The sequence below is a fragment of the Vibrio sp. SCSIO 43135 genome (assembly GCF_023716665.1).
Lineage (GTDB): Bacteria > Pseudomonadota > Gammaproteobacteria > Enterobacterales > Vibrionaceae > Vibrio > Vibrio paucivorans.
This window is the reverse complement of record NZ_CP071859.1, coordinates 2,022,176-2,040,174: the sequence shown is the minus strand read 5'-3', so window position 1 is coordinate 2,040,174 and position 17,999 is coordinate 2,022,176. Positions and strand designations below refer to the sequence as shown.

Sequence of the window (17,999 nt, the reverse complement as noted above, 5' to 3'; positions counted from 1 at the left end):
ACTAAACAAAACAGAACGAGAAATAGACGTGGCTAACCAGCTACATTGACCAGTTATGACAAAATTGTTAACAGATATATAAACTTTAGATTGACCTGTTTAAGGATTATGGTCTAATGATTTAGTCAGGTTATTCTCATTAAGATGTATAGATTGCTTGCTTATAAGGATGTAGTATGCGAACCCTTTCCGTTCAGTGGAAAATCACACTTCTAGCAGGATGTTGCCTGCTTATTACCTCTCTTTCATTAGTTGGATTCTCTGTCTATAACGCGGTGGCGAATCAGCAGATCATTAAGGAACAAAGTTCTGAATCGGTGATCGATAAATCAGAGCAATTGTTACAAACCCGTGCGCTGCTCAATTCAACGGAAGTGAGTGAATATCTGAATGAAGCTATCTATCGATCAGAGATGCTGGCATCTAGTGCTCTTTTCTATAAAACCAATACAGAAGAAAACTTTGGTTCTAGTGAAGAGCTACGTACTGCGCTTGATGAAATGGTGAGAAAATCCGTTATAGCATTTGATTCAATTCAGGGCGCTTATCTCGTATTTAAACCTCATATGCTTGATGGTGAAGACAGTAACTATGAAGGTGCCGATTATGTGGGGTCAAACGAGAGAGGGCGTTTTGCACCGTACTGGCAAACCGCCGCTAACGGTGAAAACATTGTTCCTAATGTTCTAACAGAAGCGATGATTGACCACGGTGATAATAGCGAGCGTTTCTTCTGTCCGTTGGCCAGTGGTGAAACATGTGTATCAACGCCAAAACTGGTTCAGCAAGAGCAAGGTACTGTCCTCACTACATCCATCTCCGTGCCAATTAAAATAGACGACACCGCTATCGGCTTCTTCGGCATCGATTTAAAACTCGACCAGCTCGGTGATGTTGCTAAAGCCTCTGATGAAACTCTGTTCTCTGGTTTGGGTAATGTATATATCGTCGCGTTAGATGGTAGCTTGATCGCCAGCGATGATTCGTCACTAACGATTGGTCAAGCGCTTTCCACGCCACGCCTAAGTAGTGATGCTATTACAGACTTCTTGTTTGGTTATGAGGTGACGACTCAATGGAGCGACGATGGCCAATGGTTGTCTGTGTTCGCGCCGATAATGGTCGCTAACCAGACCTGGGGCGTTATATTTGAAATGCCACGATCAGCAGTGTTAGAAGATGCGGACAAGCTCGATATGATCATCAGCGATCAAGTCTCTGCAGGTGTTCAAACTGAATTGATTGCAGGCGCTATTTTTGTTGTTGTTGGTTTAGCTCTGATTGCACTGCTGGCTTTAAATATCGTTAAGCCAATACGTGAAGTGGTCAGCCGCTTGGATGATATCGCTTCTGGTGAAGGAGATCTGACTCAGAGATTAGACGTAAAATCCAAAGATGAAATTGGCCAGTTGGCGAATGGCTTCAACTCTTTCTTAGATAAGCTGCAGCACACGATCAAACAAGTTGTTGATACCACCCATCAGGTCGCAACGACGACAGAGCAAGCAAAAATTGCCGCGGCAGAAACGCGAACCAGTAGTGACTCTCAATTTAAGGAAGTCGACCTTGTCGCGACCGCGTCAGAAGAAATGACTCAAACGGCAAGTCTCGTGGTCCAAAATGCGGAAGTGGCAGTGAAGGCGGCGAGTGAAGCGGATGAAGCAGCAAGCTCAGGGCAAAGAGTTATCGAACAGTCAGAACAAGAGATGGTTAAGCTGGTTGAGCGCATGACCGCAGCCGTACCTGTTGTAGAGGAACTGGCAAAGAACAACGCTAATATTACCGAAATCCTATCCGTTATTGAAGGCATCTCGGAGCAGACTAACCTACTGGCATTGAATGCCGCAATCGAAGCTGCTCGTGCGGGAGAACAAGGTAGAGGCTTTGCAGTCGTAGCCGACGAAGTTCGTAACCTTGCAAGTAGGACCCAGGATTCTGTGGGAGAAATTCGAGATGTTATCGCCAAAGTTCAACAAGGTACTCAAGACGTAGTTGAGGCCATTCAAGAAGGTAATATTCTTGCCAATGATTCTGCACAGCAAGTGAACCAAGCTGTCGTTGAATTGAGTCATATCTTTGAGGCGATCTCTGCAATTAATGATATGAACAGTCAGATTGTTAGGGCAGCAGAAGAACAACAAGCCGTATCGGCGGAAGTGAACCAAAGCGTCTCGAATATAAGGGACTTAAGTGCGCAGATACTGTCGCAAGCGGGTGAATCAGAAGCGGTCGGTGTACAGATAGAAGAGCTGTCTGCAAATCAGCAAAAGCTGGTAGATCAATTTAAGGTTTAACACTGTCAAGCGATCAAGCAATCAAACAATTGAAAAAGCGAAGAGTTTTCTCTTCGCTTTTTTTATCGCTCTTGATGGATGTAACTCTTAATGCTGAAAAGAGCTAGGAGAATACAGGTAAAGATGAGTAACAGCGGACTCCATGTGTAGGCTATGTGTTCGAAAGTGATGCCCCAGTCAACAGCCTTGTCTGAGTCGATGAGATAAGCTGTCGTCCAAATCAATGCAATTGTTAATATCGCAGAACTGGCTATTAAAGCCAATATAGAGAAAGCTTTTCTCCACTCAGCTTTTGTACGTAACCTTTGATGAATTTCCCTTAGCTTTTCGTTGTCCGACATAACTATTCCCCAACACCGTTCTCATTCAAGGAATACGTGGTGTTATGGGAAAAGATCACTCCAACTCGTGCTAACCGTAAGAAAAAGGTTTGGTGCTTAATCGAGTAAGTACCCTAATCGAGTAAGTACCAATAGCCTTTATTTACCAGATTACAAAGCAGAGAAATTGTGGACGCATCAGTCTCTCCATCTAAATCTTTCAACTGAAATTCATCTTGGTTACACAGAGTTTCAAGTATGTGGCACTGCGTTGTCGGGACCTTAATAACTTCACCATTAATGTAGGCAATATTACTTTCACCCTGATGATAAAGGGCACGTAAGCCTGACACTTTGTGCAACGGACCGCCTTGCTGTAAGTAATATTGTATTTCTTCAGCTTCCCATTTCTCCTGGGGTTCAACAATATCTAACTGGTGACGAGACTGGCTCAGCATACAGCCCATAAAGTCTTTGATAGTTTCAGGGTGCTCAAGTGCGGAGGTGAGCATCTCGGTGAGTTGCGTTAAGTCTTGCTGCTGTATTTCACCGAATTGCTGACGGGCTCTAAGGTCAGGGTTACTGAGGTGCACGTCGCCCATATCGTGAGCAAGTATGTAGTCGGCGAAATTACTGACGAGTTCCTGTTCTTTTGGTGAACGATAGCCAACAGAATAACTCATACTAGGTTCTAGTGCGTAACCATCATGAGGGTAGCCTGGTGGAATATAAAGAATGTCACCGGGCTCTAGTATTGCATCAATGACAGCATCGAAGCCTTCGATTTGGCGTAAAGCGGATGAGCGGCAAGTTTCTTTATACTGACCGATATCTTTTGCGCCAACACGCCAGTGTCTACGCCCACTTCCTTGAATGATGAATACATCATATTGATCGATATGAGGGCCAACCCCCCCACCTTGTACAGAATAGCTGATCATCAAATCATCAAACAGCCATTGCGGTAACTGCTTGAATGGTTTGACAAGCTGCGCTGCACCTTGGTGCCAGTGATTTGCTGCTTGAACGATAAACTGCCAGTGAGAGTCATTTAAAGTTGAAAACTTAGTCTCGTCAAAAGGCCCGTGTTCAGCGCACCAGTCGTCATTCAAGTTAGAAACGAAGCGAGAGTCTATTTCCTCTTCCATGGTTAAACCAGCCAATTCTTCGGCAGAAATAGGATCTCTAAAGTTTTTAAAACCCTGTTTAATGATGGTGGGCTTTTTCTGCCAATACAGGGATAGAAACTCGTCTAGGGAGAAAGTTAGCTGATACTCGGTTAGTTGATCCATGGTATTACTCTGTAGCGGATAGCTTTTGTTCTAAATCTGATTTGACGATCTCAATGGCTTTTAGCGCTATGGAAGGTTCGATTTCATTCGATTCAAGTAAATAGATGAGGTCGACGGCCAGTTTGATTTCTTCGGGCGCGTCATCGAGTGGTGATTTAGCTTGGTCGGCCATGTTATTGGTTCTTCTCTCGATAGGTAATTTGGTTTTCGATTTTGAGTTTGGCTTCTTGGCAGCGCTTTAGCCGCTGCTCAGTTGCAATCAGTGCTTGTTGAGCTTGCTGTTGCTGAAAAGAAGAGGCTTGGGATACAGCGAATTCTTTTTCACGAACCATATCTTTAAGCCGTGTTTCCCACTCTTGGTGCTGCGCAAGCTCTTGATACAAGGCGTTGATAGGCTTTCGATAGTAAGAAGAGTGCTTGGGTTCGTTTTTGCGGATAGATTGAGTCGACAATTCTCGTTGAATGGCAGAGATCTGTGCGAGCAACCGCTCTGAAAGAAACTCAGCCCGTTGCTGCGTAAGTTTATTCGCTTGTTCTTCTCGAAGAATCGTGTCGAATGTAGATTGAGCTTCTTTCACACACGGTACTAGCAATTTACAGTGCGCATGGAACAAGCGCTCATCAAATAGAGGCTGGTGGTGCTCGCCGCGGGCTCGGTCGAGATTGGCTGCGTCTACAGCGAGCTGAGCCAATATTGGTTTTAATTGCGACAATTTACTCATAGATTCACAAACCAAGCTTCATAAGCAAGCTTAATTGCTAATACGCTTACTACGGTTACAAACACAGGACGGATAAACTTAGCACCAAAGCGAATGGCTGAATGGGCGCCGACAAAAGCACCTGCCATTAAGCATACACCCATGGTGAGTCCCAATACCCAATCGATGTGTCCTAATATGGCAAAAGTGACCAATGATGTGAAATTGCTGGTGAAATTCATCGCCTTCGCTAACCCTGAAGCGAGCAGTATATTTAAGCGATATAGCGCCATGGAGCTTACCGTCCAGAAAGCGCCGGTGCCTGGCCCGGCTACACCATCATAAAAACCAAGCGTAAAACCCTGCACGTATTGCTTTTTGTGTAGGGTGGGGCAGGGCTGAGGTGTGGCATTGTTATTTGCATTCGGTGTTTTATGCCAGATGGTATAGATAGCGGCCGCCAAAATGACTAATGGCAGCACTTTTTCGAGCCACTCTGTACTGATTGCATCGACTACTAGTGTCCCGATTGTCGCGCCGATTAATGTCGCAACAAAAGCTCTTCCCCAGCACTCGGGTTTAAAGAGCTTTTTCTTGTAGTAAGTAAATGCTGCCGTTGATGACGCAAAAGTAGCGGCAAGCTTATTCGTCCCCAGCGCGATATGAGGTGGTAAGCCGATTGATAAGAGAGCTGGGACTGTTAACATCCCCCCCCCTCCGGCCACTGCGTCTATAAACCCAGCAGTGAATGCAACAAGTGCCAACGCAACCAACATGGTTGGTTCGATAAATTCCATACATTATTCTTCTATTTATTCACTCACCGGATACTACGGAGAACGAGTTCTAGGGAAATTTCCTAATATTCGATTGTTCTTTTAAACGGTGGTAGTGAATCGAGTAACGACTTTCCATACCGCTTGGTGACTATCCGGCGATCAAGGATGATGACTCTACCAGAATCTCGTTCTTTGCGCAGCAAACGGCCAACCGATTGGATCAGCTTCTTACTCGCTTCAGGTACACTGATTTGTAAGAAAGGGTTCCCACCCCTCTGTTCTATATATTCCGCATGAGCCTGCTCTACAGGTGACGTTGGAACAGCGAAAGGAATCTTCGTAATAATTAAGTTTTCCAGTAGCTCACCTGGTAAATCTAAGCCTTCTGAAAAGCTACCAGTACCAAATAGCACACTGGTTTTCTGACATTGTACGAGCGTTTTATGTTTATTTAGAATTTCTGACCTTGAGCTATCACCTTGAACCTGAAGAGCCCAGCCTCTTTTAGCAAAATTGGTTGCCAATGCTTCAGCAACTTGGTTCATTTGCCAGTAAGAGGAGAATAAAACAAGGTTGGCTTTCTTGTCTTCTATTAGCTTAGGCAATCTTTCAATAAGATATTCAGTAAACTGAGGAGCTTGAGGCTCATACTTCATTGTTGGCACGTAAAGTTCGGCCTGATTTTGATAGTCGAACGGTGAGGCCAACGCTAGAAAGCGTGTTCCTTTTTCCGGTTTTTCACTAATGCCAGCTTGATGACAAAAGAAAGAGAAAGAGTTTAGCGCTCTCATGGTTGCAGACACCAAGACCGCGCCAATACACCTGCTCCAAAGTTGCTGGTCTAGCTGCCAGCCAACTTCTAGTGGTGAGACATTAACAATGTAGTCGTCTTCTCTATCCGGACTCACTTCTAGCCACCTAGCGAGCGGAGCTCCTTTATCTCGAATCGGCTCGGCCATCAACTGCCATACTTGGGCAAGGTTCTCCATCCGTTGTATATAGAAGCCCAGTTCAGCAAGTGCCGGTTCCGCTAGCCGATTTGCTAACTCTCCATCTTTGACGCGTTCGGCGATTAAATCTGCGATCTTCGCGACTGCTGTGTTTGCTTTATTCGCAGCTTTCTTAAGCTCCTGAGATTCGGCTTCTAGCCATTCGGGGAGTTCACCATTCTCGAAACGATAGCGCTTTTCTTCAAATTGGCTTGGCTCAAAACGCGTTGCGAGAGCACCTAGAGTGGGTATGAGAAACTGGATAGCATCCTGTAGTTCATTTCGAAAGCGACTGACCCGCTTTTCATCTGCGAGGGAAGAAAACTTACTCGCAGCTTGGTTCAACCGCTCCAACCAACTTGCAGCACCTTTTAGACTGGCGGCCGCCGAGGAGTGGTCACGTGCAACTTTTGGCAGGTGATGGGCCTCGTCGAAAACGTAAATTGTGTTTTCGGGTTCTGGAAGAATTACGCCCCCGCCTAAGTCAGCGTCGGACATCACTAAACTGTGGTTTGCGATAATGACATCAGCTTTGTCTAGCTCTGATCGGGCTTTCTGAAAAGGGCAGTCTCTATGAGCGGGCATACTGAGATTACAGGTATGTTTGTCGCTAACGATGTGTTGCCACAATTCATCTTTGATTGGTTTTGGCCAAGAATCCCTGTCACCATCCCATTTACCTTGGGACAAAGCGGTATAGAGTCTTCCGAGTAATTCGATGTCTTTTGCTTTCGGCTTTGACTCAAACATCGCCAGTTGACCACCATCAACGCCACTTGCTGATGCCAGCTTTTCCGCGCAGCAATACCGTTGTCTACCTTTTGCAAGAATAAAAGAAAACTCTCTATCAGTTAGTCGACGAAACAATGGAAGGTCTTTATTTATTAGTTGTTCTTGTAGCGCAACGGTAGCGGTAGAAATAACAACTTTACGATTATTCCATACTGCCACGGGAATCGTGGCCATCAAATAAGACAACGATTTACCGATCCCAGTACCGGCTTCGGCCACCAGAATGCGATTAGATTTGTGATAGTCGCCACAGAGTGTCTTGGCGATCTCAGCAACAAGATAATTCTGAGCTCGACGAGGTACAAAGTTTTCTAGCTGTGATTGAAGGTTTTGATAGCTGTGGCGAATGGATTGCTGGATTTTACTGGTTGACATACTGTGACCTACTTAACGACCCCCGGATAGTAGCACATATTGCTATGGGATACTTAGTTCACGAAATTGAATGCTTTTAAAACAAATCTAGATCTCCTTCACAAAAAAAAACTGAACCATCATGAACTTAGAATAAATTTAGGTAATGAATTATATATAACTTCGAGTTGTATGAATGTTAAGTTTAATATTCTGTGACGGTGACAATTTTAGTTAAAAATTGGAATTTAAAACTACTCTGTGGGTGGGGGATGACTCGGGGTAAACATCGGGCAAAGCTAAGAAGTTGCTCGAAAAAAATACGCAAATCACTGTAACTTATTGTTATTAATGGGTTTTATGTTTTTTGATAATAATTTTTTAGTTTATTTGACAGGCGGGAGGATCTTTTGCAATCTAGAACCCGAATTACAGGCGATGACATCCAACCAGTTAAGAGTTTGAGTCATGGTCAAAAAACATAAAGGGAACCGGATAAGGAATTCCCATTCTATAGAAAAGGCAGTGGATTATTATGAAAAAGACTCTAGTAGCTCTAGGTGTTATGGCGGCAGCAGGTTCTGCTCAAGCAATCGAGATTTACAACAATGAAGGTGTTACAGTTGATCTAGCTGGTGATATCGAAGTTGTATACGTAAAAGGTTTCGACAAAGACGCTGAGTTCCAACAAGAAATTCAAGACGCAGACTTCGGTTTTGACGTTCGTTACGCAATCAACGACGATCTACAATTCGGTGGTTACTGGGAATTTGACGGCGCAAGCGGTACTGTAACTAGCGGTCAAGGTTCTAGCGCAGATGTTGGTGACACATACGTAGCTCTATACTCTCAGTCTATCGGTTCTATTAAAGTAGGTCGTACTTGTGGTGCTCTAGATGACGCTGGTGTTGGTTCTGACTTCCAATTTGGTATTAGCTCTTTCTTCAACAACGACAGCACATTCTGTGAAGACGAAATGATTCGTTACGACGTAGACAAAGGTACTTTCTACGGTACAGTGTCTATCGCACAGGACCACAACAACTCAACTAACATCGGTACAGATGGTTCTTACTTTGACCTTAAACTAGGTGCTCGCGTTGCTGACTTCGACTTCACTGGTTACTACGGTGACGGCGACCTAACTCTAGCTACTGTTCCTCAAGAAGAACAAATTCTTGCTCTAGAAGCTCGTTACGCTGGTGTAGAGAACCTAAACCTAGAACTAGGTTACTACGCAACTAACGTTAAAGTTAAAGCAACTGGTTCTGAAGTTGATTCAAGCACTGTTGGCCTAGCTGCTGATTACACAATCGATTCAGTTACTATCGCTGCTGGTTACAGCTTCGGTTCAAGCGACGTTGATGCTCTAGAATCAGACAACTGGTTCCTAAATGCTGGTTATGCTCTAGCTCCAAACACTACAGCTTACGCTGAAGTAGGTGGCGATGATGCTGACAACAGCGAAGTAGGCGTTGCACTAGGTGTTAAAGCTAGCTTCTAATTAAATCTTAATTGATTTATATCCTAACAAAGCCACCCTGAAGGGTGGCTTTGTTTTTTTGAGTATAACTTGACGAGCATTGTTGTCTCGTTTGATGTGAATTATAGTATCTATCGAGCTAGTAAAGGTTCACTAGCGTATAATTATCAAGGAGTTAAGCCCTGTGAAGTTAATCAAAATCCTTTCACTGTCGACAATGATGGTCGCATTCTCTATTAATGCAGCAACACTAGTTCCCGCTAAAGGGGTTTCTGTCCTTTATATTAATGGTCAAGAAGCTGAATCAAAAATTGGCAAGAACAACATCGATCCAGGCATGAATCAAGTTATTGTTCGTATGGACAAAGATTTAGGGCGAGGAAGCAGCAGCTCGGTATATACATCGGAACCCTTTGTCTTGACGTTTGATGTTTCTGGTGAAGAAATAAAATTGAACCACCCTGTAGCCAGAAGTAAAGCTGAGGCAGAAAAAGCATTTCGCTCTAACAACCCTGAATGGCGCTTGTCTCAGGATGGCAATGCGTTAGCTTATGATCTGGACAAACTTTCGGGCAAAAAAGGTCTACTTCCATTCATGGGGATGGACGGCATTGTCGAAGACTATAACAGCGAACGTGGTATTACATTTGTCGATGGCAAACTGGTGACTGCGACAACGGCAAGTGCAGCAGTGGTTGCGACCAGTGCATCAGCAGAGAAAGAAGTTACACAAACTTCGGCGACGCAGGTTGAAAAGAACGTTGTTGAGCAACCTAAGGCTGTCGAACCTCAGACAGTAGAACAGCTTAAAGCTTGGTATAAGAAAGCGACTAAAGCTGAGCAAAAAGAATTCCGTAAATGGATGATTGATCAAGAATAAAAGTTCAAAGTGTCATCTACACAGCAAAGCCGCGTCTGTCGATGCGGCTTTTGTTTTAATAGTTAGGTGTCAAAAACTATAAACTAATCTAAAAAGCAATCGTCTTCGGTGATAACCTGTGCAATCGCATCAATCAGTTGCTTGATATGGTGAGCCTCACTAATGAAGGGAGGCATCATATAAATAAGTTTGCCGAATGGTCGTATCCAAACCCCTTGTTCAACAAACCGTTTTTGTATTGCTTCCATATTAACTGGTTGGTTGGTTTCTACGACACCTATAGCACCTAACCACCTCACGTCCTTCACGCGTTCGTTTTGAAGAAGTGCAGGGAGCAACTTGGCAAAGATTGACTCGATATTGTGTGTTTGAGATTTCCAGTTGCCTTGCTTAAGTAGTGACATGCTTGCTGAAGCAACTGCACACGCAAGTGGGTTTCCCATAAACGTTGGACCATGCATAAAGCAACCCGCTTCTCCACTGCATACAGTGTCCGCGACATGTTTAGTCGTTATGGTTGCCGATAGGGTCATGTATCCGCCTGTTAAGGCTTTGCCGACGCAGAGAATATCCGGCATGACTTCAGCGTGCTCGCAAGCAAACAATTTTCCCGTCCGCCCGAATCCGGTCGCTATTTCATCGAGAATCAGCAATAGGCCATATTGGTCGCAGAGCTTACGTACCTGTTTTAGATATTCCGGGTGATAAATACGCATCCCTCCTGCACCTTGCACGATCGGCTCAAGGATAACCGCGGCAATCTCCTTATGGTTATGCTCGAGTTTGTGCTCCAAATCTTCAATATCCTCTGGGTTCCAATTGTCCCAGAACCCCGTATTAGGGGAGGAGGCAAAGATGTGTTCAGGTAAGAAACCTTTATATAGGGAATGCATCGAGTTATCGGGGTCGGTCACTGACATGGCAGCGAAGGTATCGCCATGATAACCATCCCTTAAGGTTAGAAACTTAGATCGTTTTTCACCTTTTGCGTGCCAGTATTGCAGCGCCATCTTTAAACTGACTTCAACAGCTACCGATCCTGAATCAGCGAGAAAAACTTGCTCAAGCCCTTTCGGAGTCATTTCAACTAACGACTTACATAAGTCGATGGCCGGTTGGTGTGTTATACCACCAAACATGACATGCGACATGCGGTCAATCTGCGCGTGAGCCGCTTCATTAAGAGTCGGGTGATTGTAGCCGTGAATTGCAGACCACCAGGAAGACATTCCATCAATCAACTGCCGGCCATCTTCAAGTTCTATATGTACTCCTTTTGCAGATGAAGCGGGGTAGCATTTTAAAGGAGAGATTGTAGAGGTGTATGGGTGCCAAATGTGCTGCTGGTCGAATTCTAAGTCCATGAATGATTTAACCTGTAGATTAAAAAATAACCAAGTGTAAACTTGTTGAATCTCAATTTGTTGACAGTGTATCTGTTGTCGTTACACTAGCCAAGCAATTAACAAATAATTAAATAAGGAAGCCTTGTGGAAGTACGTCACAACTGGACACATGCAGAAGTACAAACACTGATGCAAAAGCCGTTCATGGATCTACTGTTTGAAGCGCAGCTTGTTCATCGCTCACATCAACCTCATAACCACGTACAAGTCAGCACGCTGTTGTCGATTAAAACAGGTGCGTGTCCGGAAGACTGTAAATACTGCCCACAAAGTGCTCATTATCGTACTGATGTAGATAAAGAACGATTAATGGAGGTTGAGCGTGTACTCGATGCTGCACAGAAGGCAAAAGATTCAGGTTCAACGCGTTTTTGTATGGGGGCTGCATGGAAAAACCCGAAAGAGCGTGACATGCCACATTTAACCCAAATGATTAAAGGGGTAAAAGGTATGGGGCTAGAGACGTGTATGACTCTGGGTATGCTTAACCCAGAGCAAGCGAAAGAGTTAGCGGATGCTGGTCTTGACTACTATAACCACAATCTCGATACCTCCCCTGAATTCTACGGCAATATCATTACAACACGCACCTACCAAGACCGCTTAGATACATTATCTCATGTGCGAGATGCAGGTATGAAAATCTGTTCAGGTGGAATTATTGGAATGGGTGAGAGTACGAATGACCGAGCTGGGTTATTCGTAGAACTGGCGAATCTGCCGACCCACCCAGAGAGTGTGCCTATTAACATGCTGGTTAAAGTGAAAGGTACTCCGCTTGAAGAAGTTGACGATGTTGAGCCATTCGACTTTATCCGCTTGATTGCGATTGCGCGCATTATGATGCCTAAGTCAGCTGTGCGTCTTTCTGCTGGTCGTGAGAATATGAATGAGCAAATGCAAGCGCTTTGCTTTATGGCTGGAGCTAACTCAATCTTCTATGGATGTAAGCTACTTACGACTCCAAACCCGGACGAAGACAGCGACATGCAATTGTTCAAAAAATTGGGCATCAATAGTCAACAAGTTGTTCAGAAGCCAGATGAAATTCAAGAAAATGACCTCTTAGATCGTGTCGTTGAGCGCGTTGCGGCAAGACCGGGTAAAGACGACCTATTTTATGAAGCCAGCATTTAACGAGCGGATTGCTGGTGCACTAGAATATCGGCGTCAGCATGATCTCGCTAGAGAATCAAAGATACTGACATCGCTTGACGAAGCATGTATCGAGTTCGAAGGGAGCCGATATGTTAATTTTTCTAGCAACGACTATCTTGGCTTGGGCCGAGATAAACAGTTGCTGGAAGCTTGGCAGCATGGACTTAGCTTATACGGCTGTGGCAGTGGCGCATCACCATTAGTTACAGGTTATAGCTCGGCCCATGCAGATCTTGAAAGTGCATTGTGTGATTGGCTTGGTTTTGAAAGGGCAATACTGTTTAGCTCAGGATTTTCAGCTAATCAGGCGTTAATCTTTGGTCTCTTAGAAAAGGGTGATTTGCTCGTTCAAGACAAATTAAACCATGCATCTTTGATGGAAGCTGGATTGTTGTCAGCCGCTGATATGAAGCGTTTTCGCCACAATGATGTTCAACATCTGTCGAGTTTCTTGGGTAAGGCTTCGAATACGCTCGTCATGACCGAAGGTGTGTTCAGCATGGATGGAGACACTGCGCCGTTAGTGGATATCCAAAGCGCTTGTCTCGATAGAGCATGGTTGGCGGTCGATGATGCTCATGGGATCGGAGTGTTGGGCTCAGACGGTCGAGGTAGTTGTGATGAGGCTGGAATTCGCCCTGAAATATTGGTGGTGACTTTTGGCAAGGCATTTGGTTTGTCGGGAGCAGCGATCCTTTGTAGTCAGGAGTGTGGGGATTACTTAACGCAGTTTGCAAAGCACCACGTATACTCGACCGCGATTCCGCCCTCTCAGGCTTACGCTCTAACTCATGCTATTGGAATGATTCAAACGCAGAATTGGCGCAGAGAAAAACTAGCAGAGTTGCAGGGTGTATACCAAAGCAAGCTGAGTCAAGTTAACGGTTTTGTAGATACAACAACACCAATCAAACCTTTCATATTAGGCGACAGTGAGCGAGCGCTCACCTTTTCTAACTACCTAAAAGCTTCAGGACTTTGGGTTGCTGCTATCAGGCCGCCAACTGTTGCGACAAATAGTGCACGATTGAGAGTAACTTTGACTGCCAACCACACGAAGGAGCAAGTCGTGAACTTGTCGGATGCGATACTCGAAAATATCAATAAAGGGTACTAAATGGTTCAAGTAGTAACAGAATTGTTTGATACGCAAACGGATAAACGCCTTATTGCTGAGTCTTTTGGAAAAGCAGCTGCGGGATACGATCAGCATGCTGCCTTTCAACGCGATGTTGGGCATAGGTTGCTGACACTATTACCTGAAGACCTGAGCGGTACAACCGTTGTCGACCTTGGCTGTGGAACCGGCTACTTCAGTGAGCAGTTGTTGGCGAAAGGTGCTGAAGTGATATGTATTGACCTTTCAAGTCAGATGCTAGAACAAGCTAATCAGCGCTGTGGGAGCGAGAAAGTTCAATATGTGCTAGCCGATGCGGAGTGCTTACCTTTGGCGGATAATAGCGTGGACTTTGTGTTCTCAAGCTTGGCATTGCAATGGTGTACCGATCTCGCGGTGCCGTTAGCTGAGATAAAGCGGATCGTTAAACCGAAAGGTAGAGGAGTATTCTCCACATTACTTGATGGCTCACTGAATGAGCTTAAGCAAGCGTGGCGTGAAGTTGACTCATATCAACATGTTAACGATTTTATGACATCCAATCAGGTAAAAATTGCGCTAGCGCAATCTCACTGCACCAATCATCACCTAAACTTGACCCCTATCACAGTTTGGTACGACACTGCATTTTCTGTCATGCGTGATCTCAAAGGCATAGGTGCTAACCACGTAAGTGGTCGCTCACATGGTCTGACGAGTCGTCGATCGCTTATTCAAGTCGAGCGTGCGTACCAAGTATACAAGAATCAACAGAATAAACTGCCTGCTACTTATCAGGTATGTTTTGGGGCCATCAATCTATGATCGACTCATTTTTTATTGCTGGTACGGATACCGATGTAGGCAAAACAGTCGCTTCGAAGGCTATTCTTCAAGCGTTGGCTGCACAAGGGTTAAAAACAATTGGCTATAAGCCGGTTGCAGCGGGTAGTGAAAGCACTGAACTGGGAATGCGCAACTCAGATGCGTTGCATTTACAACAAGCCGCAAATGTTGAGTGTGATTATAAAGATATAAATCCTTACACGTTGGAGCTACCTGCTTCTCCTCATATTGCTGCAAAGCATGAAAACGTATCTATCGAGTATGAGGTATTGAGCGAAAAGCTTATGCTGCATAAACAGAACGCCGATGTCGTTCTGGTTGAAGGCGCAGGTGGGTGGCGTGTACCTGTTTCCGATACTGACTGCTTATCCACTTGGGTCAAGCAAGAACAACTTCCAGTTGTACTAGTCGTTGGGATTAAATTGGGTTGTCTGAGTCATGCGATGTTAACGGCTGAAATTATTAAAGCCGACGGACTTAACCTTGTAGGTTGGGTCGCTAACCGAGTTAACCCTGGTACAGAGCACTATGCTGAGATCATTGAAATGCTTGAAGACAAGATGGATGCACCTAAGTTAGGTGAAATTCCATACGTGCCTAGAGTGAAGAGAAAAGATCTTGGTAAATATATCGATTTAGCTCCATTGATGAGTTAACGAGAGAGAAAAATGAAAAAGGGCTGCAGTTGCAGCCCTTTATTTGTAGTTATTTTTCTTGGGTTAAGCCCATCAGTGCTTGTTGAGTATCACTGATTTGTTGTTGCGCCTGTTGTGGCTGCTTTATTCCAAGTTGTTGTTTTGCTTCATCTTCTGAGATTCCAAGATGACAGCAAAGTAAATCAATAGCCATTTGATAGTTGCTAGTCTCTGCCATGGTCAGTCCCTTTGGTTACATGGAGCTCGTTTTGTTCTCATCGCAATGTAGTCTCTTTATCTTTCGACCTCAATAAGACTAAAGTCTAACGTGTGGCGCTGATTCCAAAATCTTACCAGAAAACAAATGTTTCAATTTAACACTTAACCTTGTTTTATTTGCATTTAAACTATATCTATAACTAACAGTCCCTAACAACTGAGTGTTGGAAGGGGATAATTAAAAGCTTGCTATTGGAGACAGGTAATGAAGCGAGTAATGTTGTTCTTAGCAACTAACTTGGCCGTGATTTTAGTGCTAAGTGTTGTTTTGAATATTGTGAGTGCTGTATTTGGAATTCAACTAGGCGGCGGAAGCACGTCTGGAATTCTATTAATGGCTGCCGTCTTTGGTTTCGGTGGTTCATTCATATCGCTGATGATGTCAAAGAGCATGGCTCTTCGCTCAGTGGGTGGTATGGTGATCGAAAGTCCACGTAACGAAACGGAGCACTGGCTTCTAGAAACAGTCGGCCGTCAAGCGCAACAGGCTGGTATCGGTATGCCAACGGTTGCGATTTATGACGCAGCAGATATCAACGCATTCGCAACGGGTGCAAAAAGAGACGATTCCTTAGTTGCAGTGTCTACAGGTCTTTTACACAACATGACCCGAGACGAAGCGGAAGCCGTTCTGGCCCATGAAGTGAGCCATATTGCGAATGGCGACATGGTTACCATGACTCTTATGCAGGGTGTAGTAAATACTTTCGTTATCTTCTTATCTCGCTTTATTGCCAACATTGTTGCCTCAAATAACAACAATGAAGAGGGTGAGGGTGGAAGTAACATGATGGTTTACTTCGGTGTGTCTATGGTGCTTGAATTGGTGTTTGGTTTCTTAGCCAGCTTTATTACGATGTGGTACAGCCGTCATCGCGAATTCCATGCGGATGCTGGAGCAGCTCGCCTAGTTGGTAAAGAGAAGATGATAGCGGCACTTGAGCGCTTAAAAGTGAGTCATGAGCCGCAACTAGAAGGTTCTATGATGGCGTTTGGTATCAATGGTAAACGCTCTCTGAGTGAGCTTCTAATGAGCCACCCACCGTTAGATAAGCGCATTGCGTCTCTACGTAACATGTAATTGCTAGTACAGCGATTTATTAAAAGGCTTCCATTAGGAGGCCTTTTTATTACCTGTTTGAAATTTCAGGTGCCGATTTTGGCTGGCTTGGCCGTTGAGTTATAGAGCTGAGCTGACTGCTGGCCGTATTATCTATATATCGTCCTGGGGGAACAAAAAAGGCTTCCATTTTGGAAGCCTTTTCTAATCATCTTATTTGAAACTTACAGCTTGTCAGTTAGCTCGATTGCTTGACCGATGTAGTTAGCTGGAGTCATTTCTTTTAGGCGTGCTTTTTCGTGCTCTGGAAGCTCAAGGCCGTCGATGAAGTTACGCATTGCTTCACCATCAACACGCTTACCACGAGTGAGCTCTTTTAGCTTCTCGTAAGGCTTTTCGATGCCGTAACGGCGCATCACAGTTTGTACTGGCTCTGCAAGAACTTCCCAGTTTTGGTCTAGTTCCGCAAGAAGTGCTTCACGGTTCACTTCTAGTTTGCTAATACCTTTCAAAGTTGAAGTGTATGCGATGATTGCGTAGCCAACACCAACACCTAGGTTACGTAGAACTGTCGAGTCCGTTAGGTCGCGCTGCCAGCGAGAAATTGGTAGTTTCTGCGCTAGGTGGCCGAATACTGCATTCGCTAAGCCAAGGTTACCTTCCGAGTTTTCAAAGTCGATTGGGTTCACTTTGTGTGGCATCGTTGAAGAACCGATCTCACCAGCAATAGTCTTCTGCTTGAAGTGACCTAGAGCGATGTAGCCCCATACGTCGCGGTCGAAGTCGATTAAGATAGTGTTGAAACGTGCAACTGCATCGAACAGTTCAGCGATGTAATCGTGTGGTTCGATTTGAGTCGTGTATGGGTTCCAAGTTACGCCTAGAGATTCAGTAATGAACTCTTCAGAGAATTGGTGCCAATCAACTTCTGGGTAAGCAGAAAGGTGAGCATTGTAGTTACCTACAGCACCATTGATCTTACCTAGAATTTCGACGTTAGCGATTTGCTTGTATTGACGCTCCATACGGTACGCCACGTTCGCCATTTCTTTACCCATTGTAGATGGAGATGCAGGCTGTCCGTGTGTACGAGATAGAAGAGGGATGTCGCGGTATTCAACAGCAAGCGCTTTGATAGCATCGATGATGTTTTGGATTTCAGGAAGAATCACTTCGTCACGAGCTTCTTTCAGCATTAGAGCGTGAGAAGTGTTGTTGATGTCTTCTGAAGTACAAGCAAAGTGAATGAACTCGTTTACAGCGTGCAACTCAGGTACACCAGCTACTTTCTCTTTAAGGAAGTACTCAACCGCTTTAACATCGTGGTTGGTTGTACGTTCGATCTCTTTGATACGTGCTGCATCTTCTTCAGAGAAGTTTGCTGCAAGTTCATCTAGGAACTGGTTTGCTTCTGCACTGAATGCTGGTACTTCTTTAATCGCATCGGTAGCAGCAAGTTTTTGCAACCAACGAATTTCAACGATAGAGCGGTACTTTAGTAGGCCAAACTCACTAAAGATACTACGTAATGCAGTGGTTTTACTTCCGTAACGGCCGTCTACTGGTGAAACAGCAGTCAATGCTGACAGTTCCATGGTGTTCTCCTGAATTGAGGTTCTTAACTTAATTTGGTGA

At 44.6% G+C, this 17,999-nt stretch carries 17 protein-coding genes; 8 read left to right on the top strand and 9 right to left on the bottom strand.

Annotation, left to right across the window (positions count from 1 at the left end; genetic code table 11):
* Positions 1–176: 176 nt before the first annotated feature.
* Positions 177–2,294, top strand: a complete 2,118-nt coding sequence (locus J4N42_RS09035; RefSeq protein WP_252027552.1) for a methyl-accepting chemotaxis protein — start codon at positions 177–179, stop codon at positions 2,292–2,294.
* Between the two features lie 62 nt (positions 2,295–2,356).
* Here the strand turns inward: J4N42_RS09035 and J4N42_RS09030 are convergent, their stop codons facing one another.
* The 6 genes from J4N42_RS09030 to dinG form a co-directional block, all read right to left on the bottom strand.
* Complete coding sequence (locus J4N42_RS09030; RefSeq protein WP_252027551.1) at positions 2,357–2,635, bottom strand: hypothetical protein; 279 nt, start codon at positions 2,633–2,635, stop codon at positions 2,357–2,359.
* A 113-nt stretch (positions 2,636–2,748) separates the two neighbouring features.
* Positions 2,749–3,906, bottom strand: coding sequence for a ribosomal protein uL16 3-hydroxylase (locus J4N42_RS09025; protein WP_252027550.1), 1,158 nt, complete (start codon positions 3,904–3,906; stop codon positions 2,749–2,751).
* 4 nt (positions 3,907–3,910) lie between these two features.
* A complete protein-coding gene (gene rsmS, locus J4N42_RS09020; protein WP_252027549.1) occupies positions 3,911–4,078 on the bottom strand; it encodes a pleiotropic regulatory protein RsmS in 168 nt (55 codons plus the stop codon).
* A gap of 1 nt (position 4,079) precedes the next feature.
* Positions 4,080–4,628, bottom strand: a complete 549-nt coding sequence (locus J4N42_RS09015; protein ID WP_252027548.1) for a primosomal replication protein — start codon at positions 4,626–4,628, stop codon at positions 4,080–4,082.
* Positions 4,625–5,404, bottom strand: coding sequence for a sulfite exporter TauE/SafE family protein (locus tag J4N42_RS09010; protein WP_252027547.1), 780 nt, complete (start codon positions 5,402–5,404; stop codon positions 4,625–4,627). Before J4N42_RS09010 ends, J4N42_RS09015 begins: the two co-directional genes overlap by 4 nt.
* A gap of 62 nt (positions 5,405–5,466) precedes the next feature.
* Entirely contained in the window at positions 5,467–7,542 is a 2,076-nt protein-coding gene (gene dinG / locus J4N42_RS09005; protein ID WP_252027546.1) for an ATP-dependent DNA helicase DinG, read from the bottom strand.
* Positions 7,543–8,056: 514 nt separating this feature from the next.
* Here dinG and J4N42_RS09000 point away from each other — a divergent pair.
* Positions 8,057–9,025 (top strand): porin, encoded by a 969-nt coding sequence (locus J4N42_RS09000; RefSeq protein ID WP_252027545.1) that lies wholly within the window; start codon positions 8,057–8,059, stop codon positions 9,023–9,025.
* Between the two features lie 163 nt (positions 9,026–9,188).
* Positions 9,189–9,884: a YccT family protein gene (locus tag J4N42_RS08995; protein WP_252027544.1), complete on the top strand. Its 696-nt coding sequence runs from the start codon at positions 9,189–9,191 to the stop codon at positions 9,882–9,884.
* Positions 9,885–9,967: 83 nt separating this feature from the next.
* On the opposite strand, the gene bioA is transcribed toward J4N42_RS08995, so the two are convergent.
* Positions 9,968–11,248 carry an adenosylmethionine--8-amino-7-oxononanoate transaminase gene (gene bioA / locus J4N42_RS08990; protein ID WP_252027543.1) on the bottom strand — a complete coding sequence of 427 codons (1,281 nt, stop codon included), beginning with the start codon at positions 11,246–11,248 and terminating at the stop codon, positions 9,968–9,970.
* A 126-nt stretch (positions 11,249–11,374) separates the two neighbouring features.
* On the opposite strand from bioA, the gene bioB reads away from it, so the two are divergent.
* From bioB to bioD, 4 genes are read left to right on the top strand one after another with little or no spacing between them, the layout of a single operon-like run.
* Positions 11,375–12,427, top strand: coding sequence for a biotin synthase BioB (bioB, locus tag J4N42_RS08985; RefSeq protein WP_252027542.1), 1,053 nt, complete (start codon positions 11,375–11,377; stop codon positions 12,425–12,427).
* Positions 12,411–13,565, top strand: coding sequence for an 8-amino-7-oxononanoate synthase (locus tag J4N42_RS08980; RefSeq protein ID WP_252027541.1), 1,155 nt, complete (start codon positions 12,411–12,413; stop codon positions 13,563–13,565). Before bioB ends, J4N42_RS08980 begins: the two co-directional genes overlap by 17 nt.
* A complete protein-coding gene (gene bioC / locus J4N42_RS08975) occupies positions 13,566–14,369 on the top strand; it encodes a malonyl-ACP O-methyltransferase BioC (protein ID WP_252027540.1) in 804 nt (267 codons plus the stop codon).
* Entirely contained in the window at positions 14,366–15,046 is a 681-nt protein-coding gene (bioD, locus tag J4N42_RS08970; protein WP_252027539.1) for a dethiobiotin synthase, read from the top strand. Before bioC ends, bioD begins: the two co-directional genes overlap by 4 nt.
* Before the next feature lie 49 nt (positions 15,047–15,095).
* Here bioD and J4N42_RS08965 read toward each other — a convergent pair whose 3' ends face one another.
* Positions 15,096–15,263 carry a hypothetical protein gene (locus tag J4N42_RS08965; RefSeq protein ID WP_252027538.1) on the bottom strand — a complete coding sequence of 56 codons (168 nt, stop codon included), beginning with the start codon at positions 15,261–15,263 and terminating at the stop codon, positions 15,096–15,098.
* Between the two features lie 246 nt (positions 15,264–15,509).
* Here J4N42_RS08965 and htpX point away from each other — a divergent pair, with 246 nt between their 5' ends.
* Positions 15,510–16,385, top strand: a complete 876-nt coding sequence (htpX, locus tag J4N42_RS08960) for a protease HtpX (protein WP_252027537.1) — start codon at positions 15,510–15,512, stop codon at positions 16,383–16,385.
* Positions 16,386–16,588: 203 nt separating this feature from the next.
* Here htpX and purB read toward each other — a convergent pair whose 3' ends face one another.
* On the bottom strand, positions 16,589–17,959 hold the full coding sequence (purB, locus tag J4N42_RS08955) for an adenylosuccinate lyase (protein WP_252027536.1): 1,371 nt from the start codon (positions 17,957–17,959) through the stop codon (positions 16,589–16,591).
* Positions 17,960–17,999 lie beyond the last annotated feature (40 nt).

Excerpts from the sequence above, each read along its gene's own strand:
- J4N42_RS09035 (WP_252027552.1), top strand. The coding sequence starts at position 177 with ATGCGAACCCTTTCCGTTCAGTGGAAAATCACACTTCTAGCAGGATGT.
- J4N42_RS09030 (WP_252027551.1), bottom strand. The coding sequence starts at position 2,635 with ATGTCGGACAACGAAAAGCTAAGGGAAATTCATCAAAGGTTACGTACA.
- J4N42_RS09025 (WP_252027550.1), bottom strand. The coding sequence starts at position 3,906 with ATGGATCAACTAACCGAGTATCAGCTAACTTTCTCCCTAGACGAGTTT.
- rsmS (WP_252027549.1), bottom strand. The coding sequence starts at position 4,078 with ATGGCCGACCAAGCTAAATCACCACTCGATGACGCGCCCGAAGAAATC.
- J4N42_RS09015 (WP_252027548.1), bottom strand. The coding sequence starts at position 4,628 with ATGAGTAAATTGTCGCAATTAAAACCAATATTGGCTCAGCTCGCTGTA.
- J4N42_RS09010 (WP_252027547.1), bottom strand. The coding sequence starts at position 5,404 with ATGGAATTTATCGAACCAACCATGTTGGTTGCGTTGGCACTTGTTGCA.
- dinG (WP_252027546.1), bottom strand. The coding sequence starts at position 7,542 with ATGTCAACCAGTAAAATCCAGCAATCCATTCGCCACAGCTATCAAAAC.
- J4N42_RS09000 (WP_252027545.1), top strand. The coding sequence starts at position 8,057 with ATGAAAAAGACTCTAGTAGCTCTAGGTGTTATGGCGGCAGCAGGTTCT.
- bioA (WP_252027543.1), bottom strand. The coding sequence starts at position 11,248 with ATGGACTTAGAATTCGACCAGCAGCACATTTGGCACCCATACACCTCT.
- J4N42_RS08980 (WP_252027541.1), top strand. The coding sequence starts at position 12,411 with ATGAAGCCAGCATTTAACGAGCGGATTGCTGGTGCACTAGAATATCGG.
- bioC (WP_252027540.1), top strand. The coding sequence starts at position 13,566 with ATGGTTCAAGTAGTAACAGAATTGTTTGATACGCAAACGGATAAACGC.
- bioD (WP_252027539.1), top strand. The coding sequence starts at position 14,366 with ATGATCGACTCATTTTTTATTGCTGGTACGGATACCGATGTAGGCAAA.
- J4N42_RS08965 (WP_252027538.1), bottom strand. The coding sequence starts at position 15,263 with ATGGCAGAGACTAGCAACTATCAAATGGCTATTGATTTACTTTGCTGT.
- htpX (WP_252027537.1), top strand. The coding sequence starts at position 15,510 with ATGAAGCGAGTAATGTTGTTCTTAGCAACTAACTTGGCCGTGATTTTA.
- purB (WP_252027536.1), bottom strand. The coding sequence starts at position 17,959 with ATGGAACTGTCAGCATTGACTGCTGTTTCACCAGTAGACGGCCGTTAC.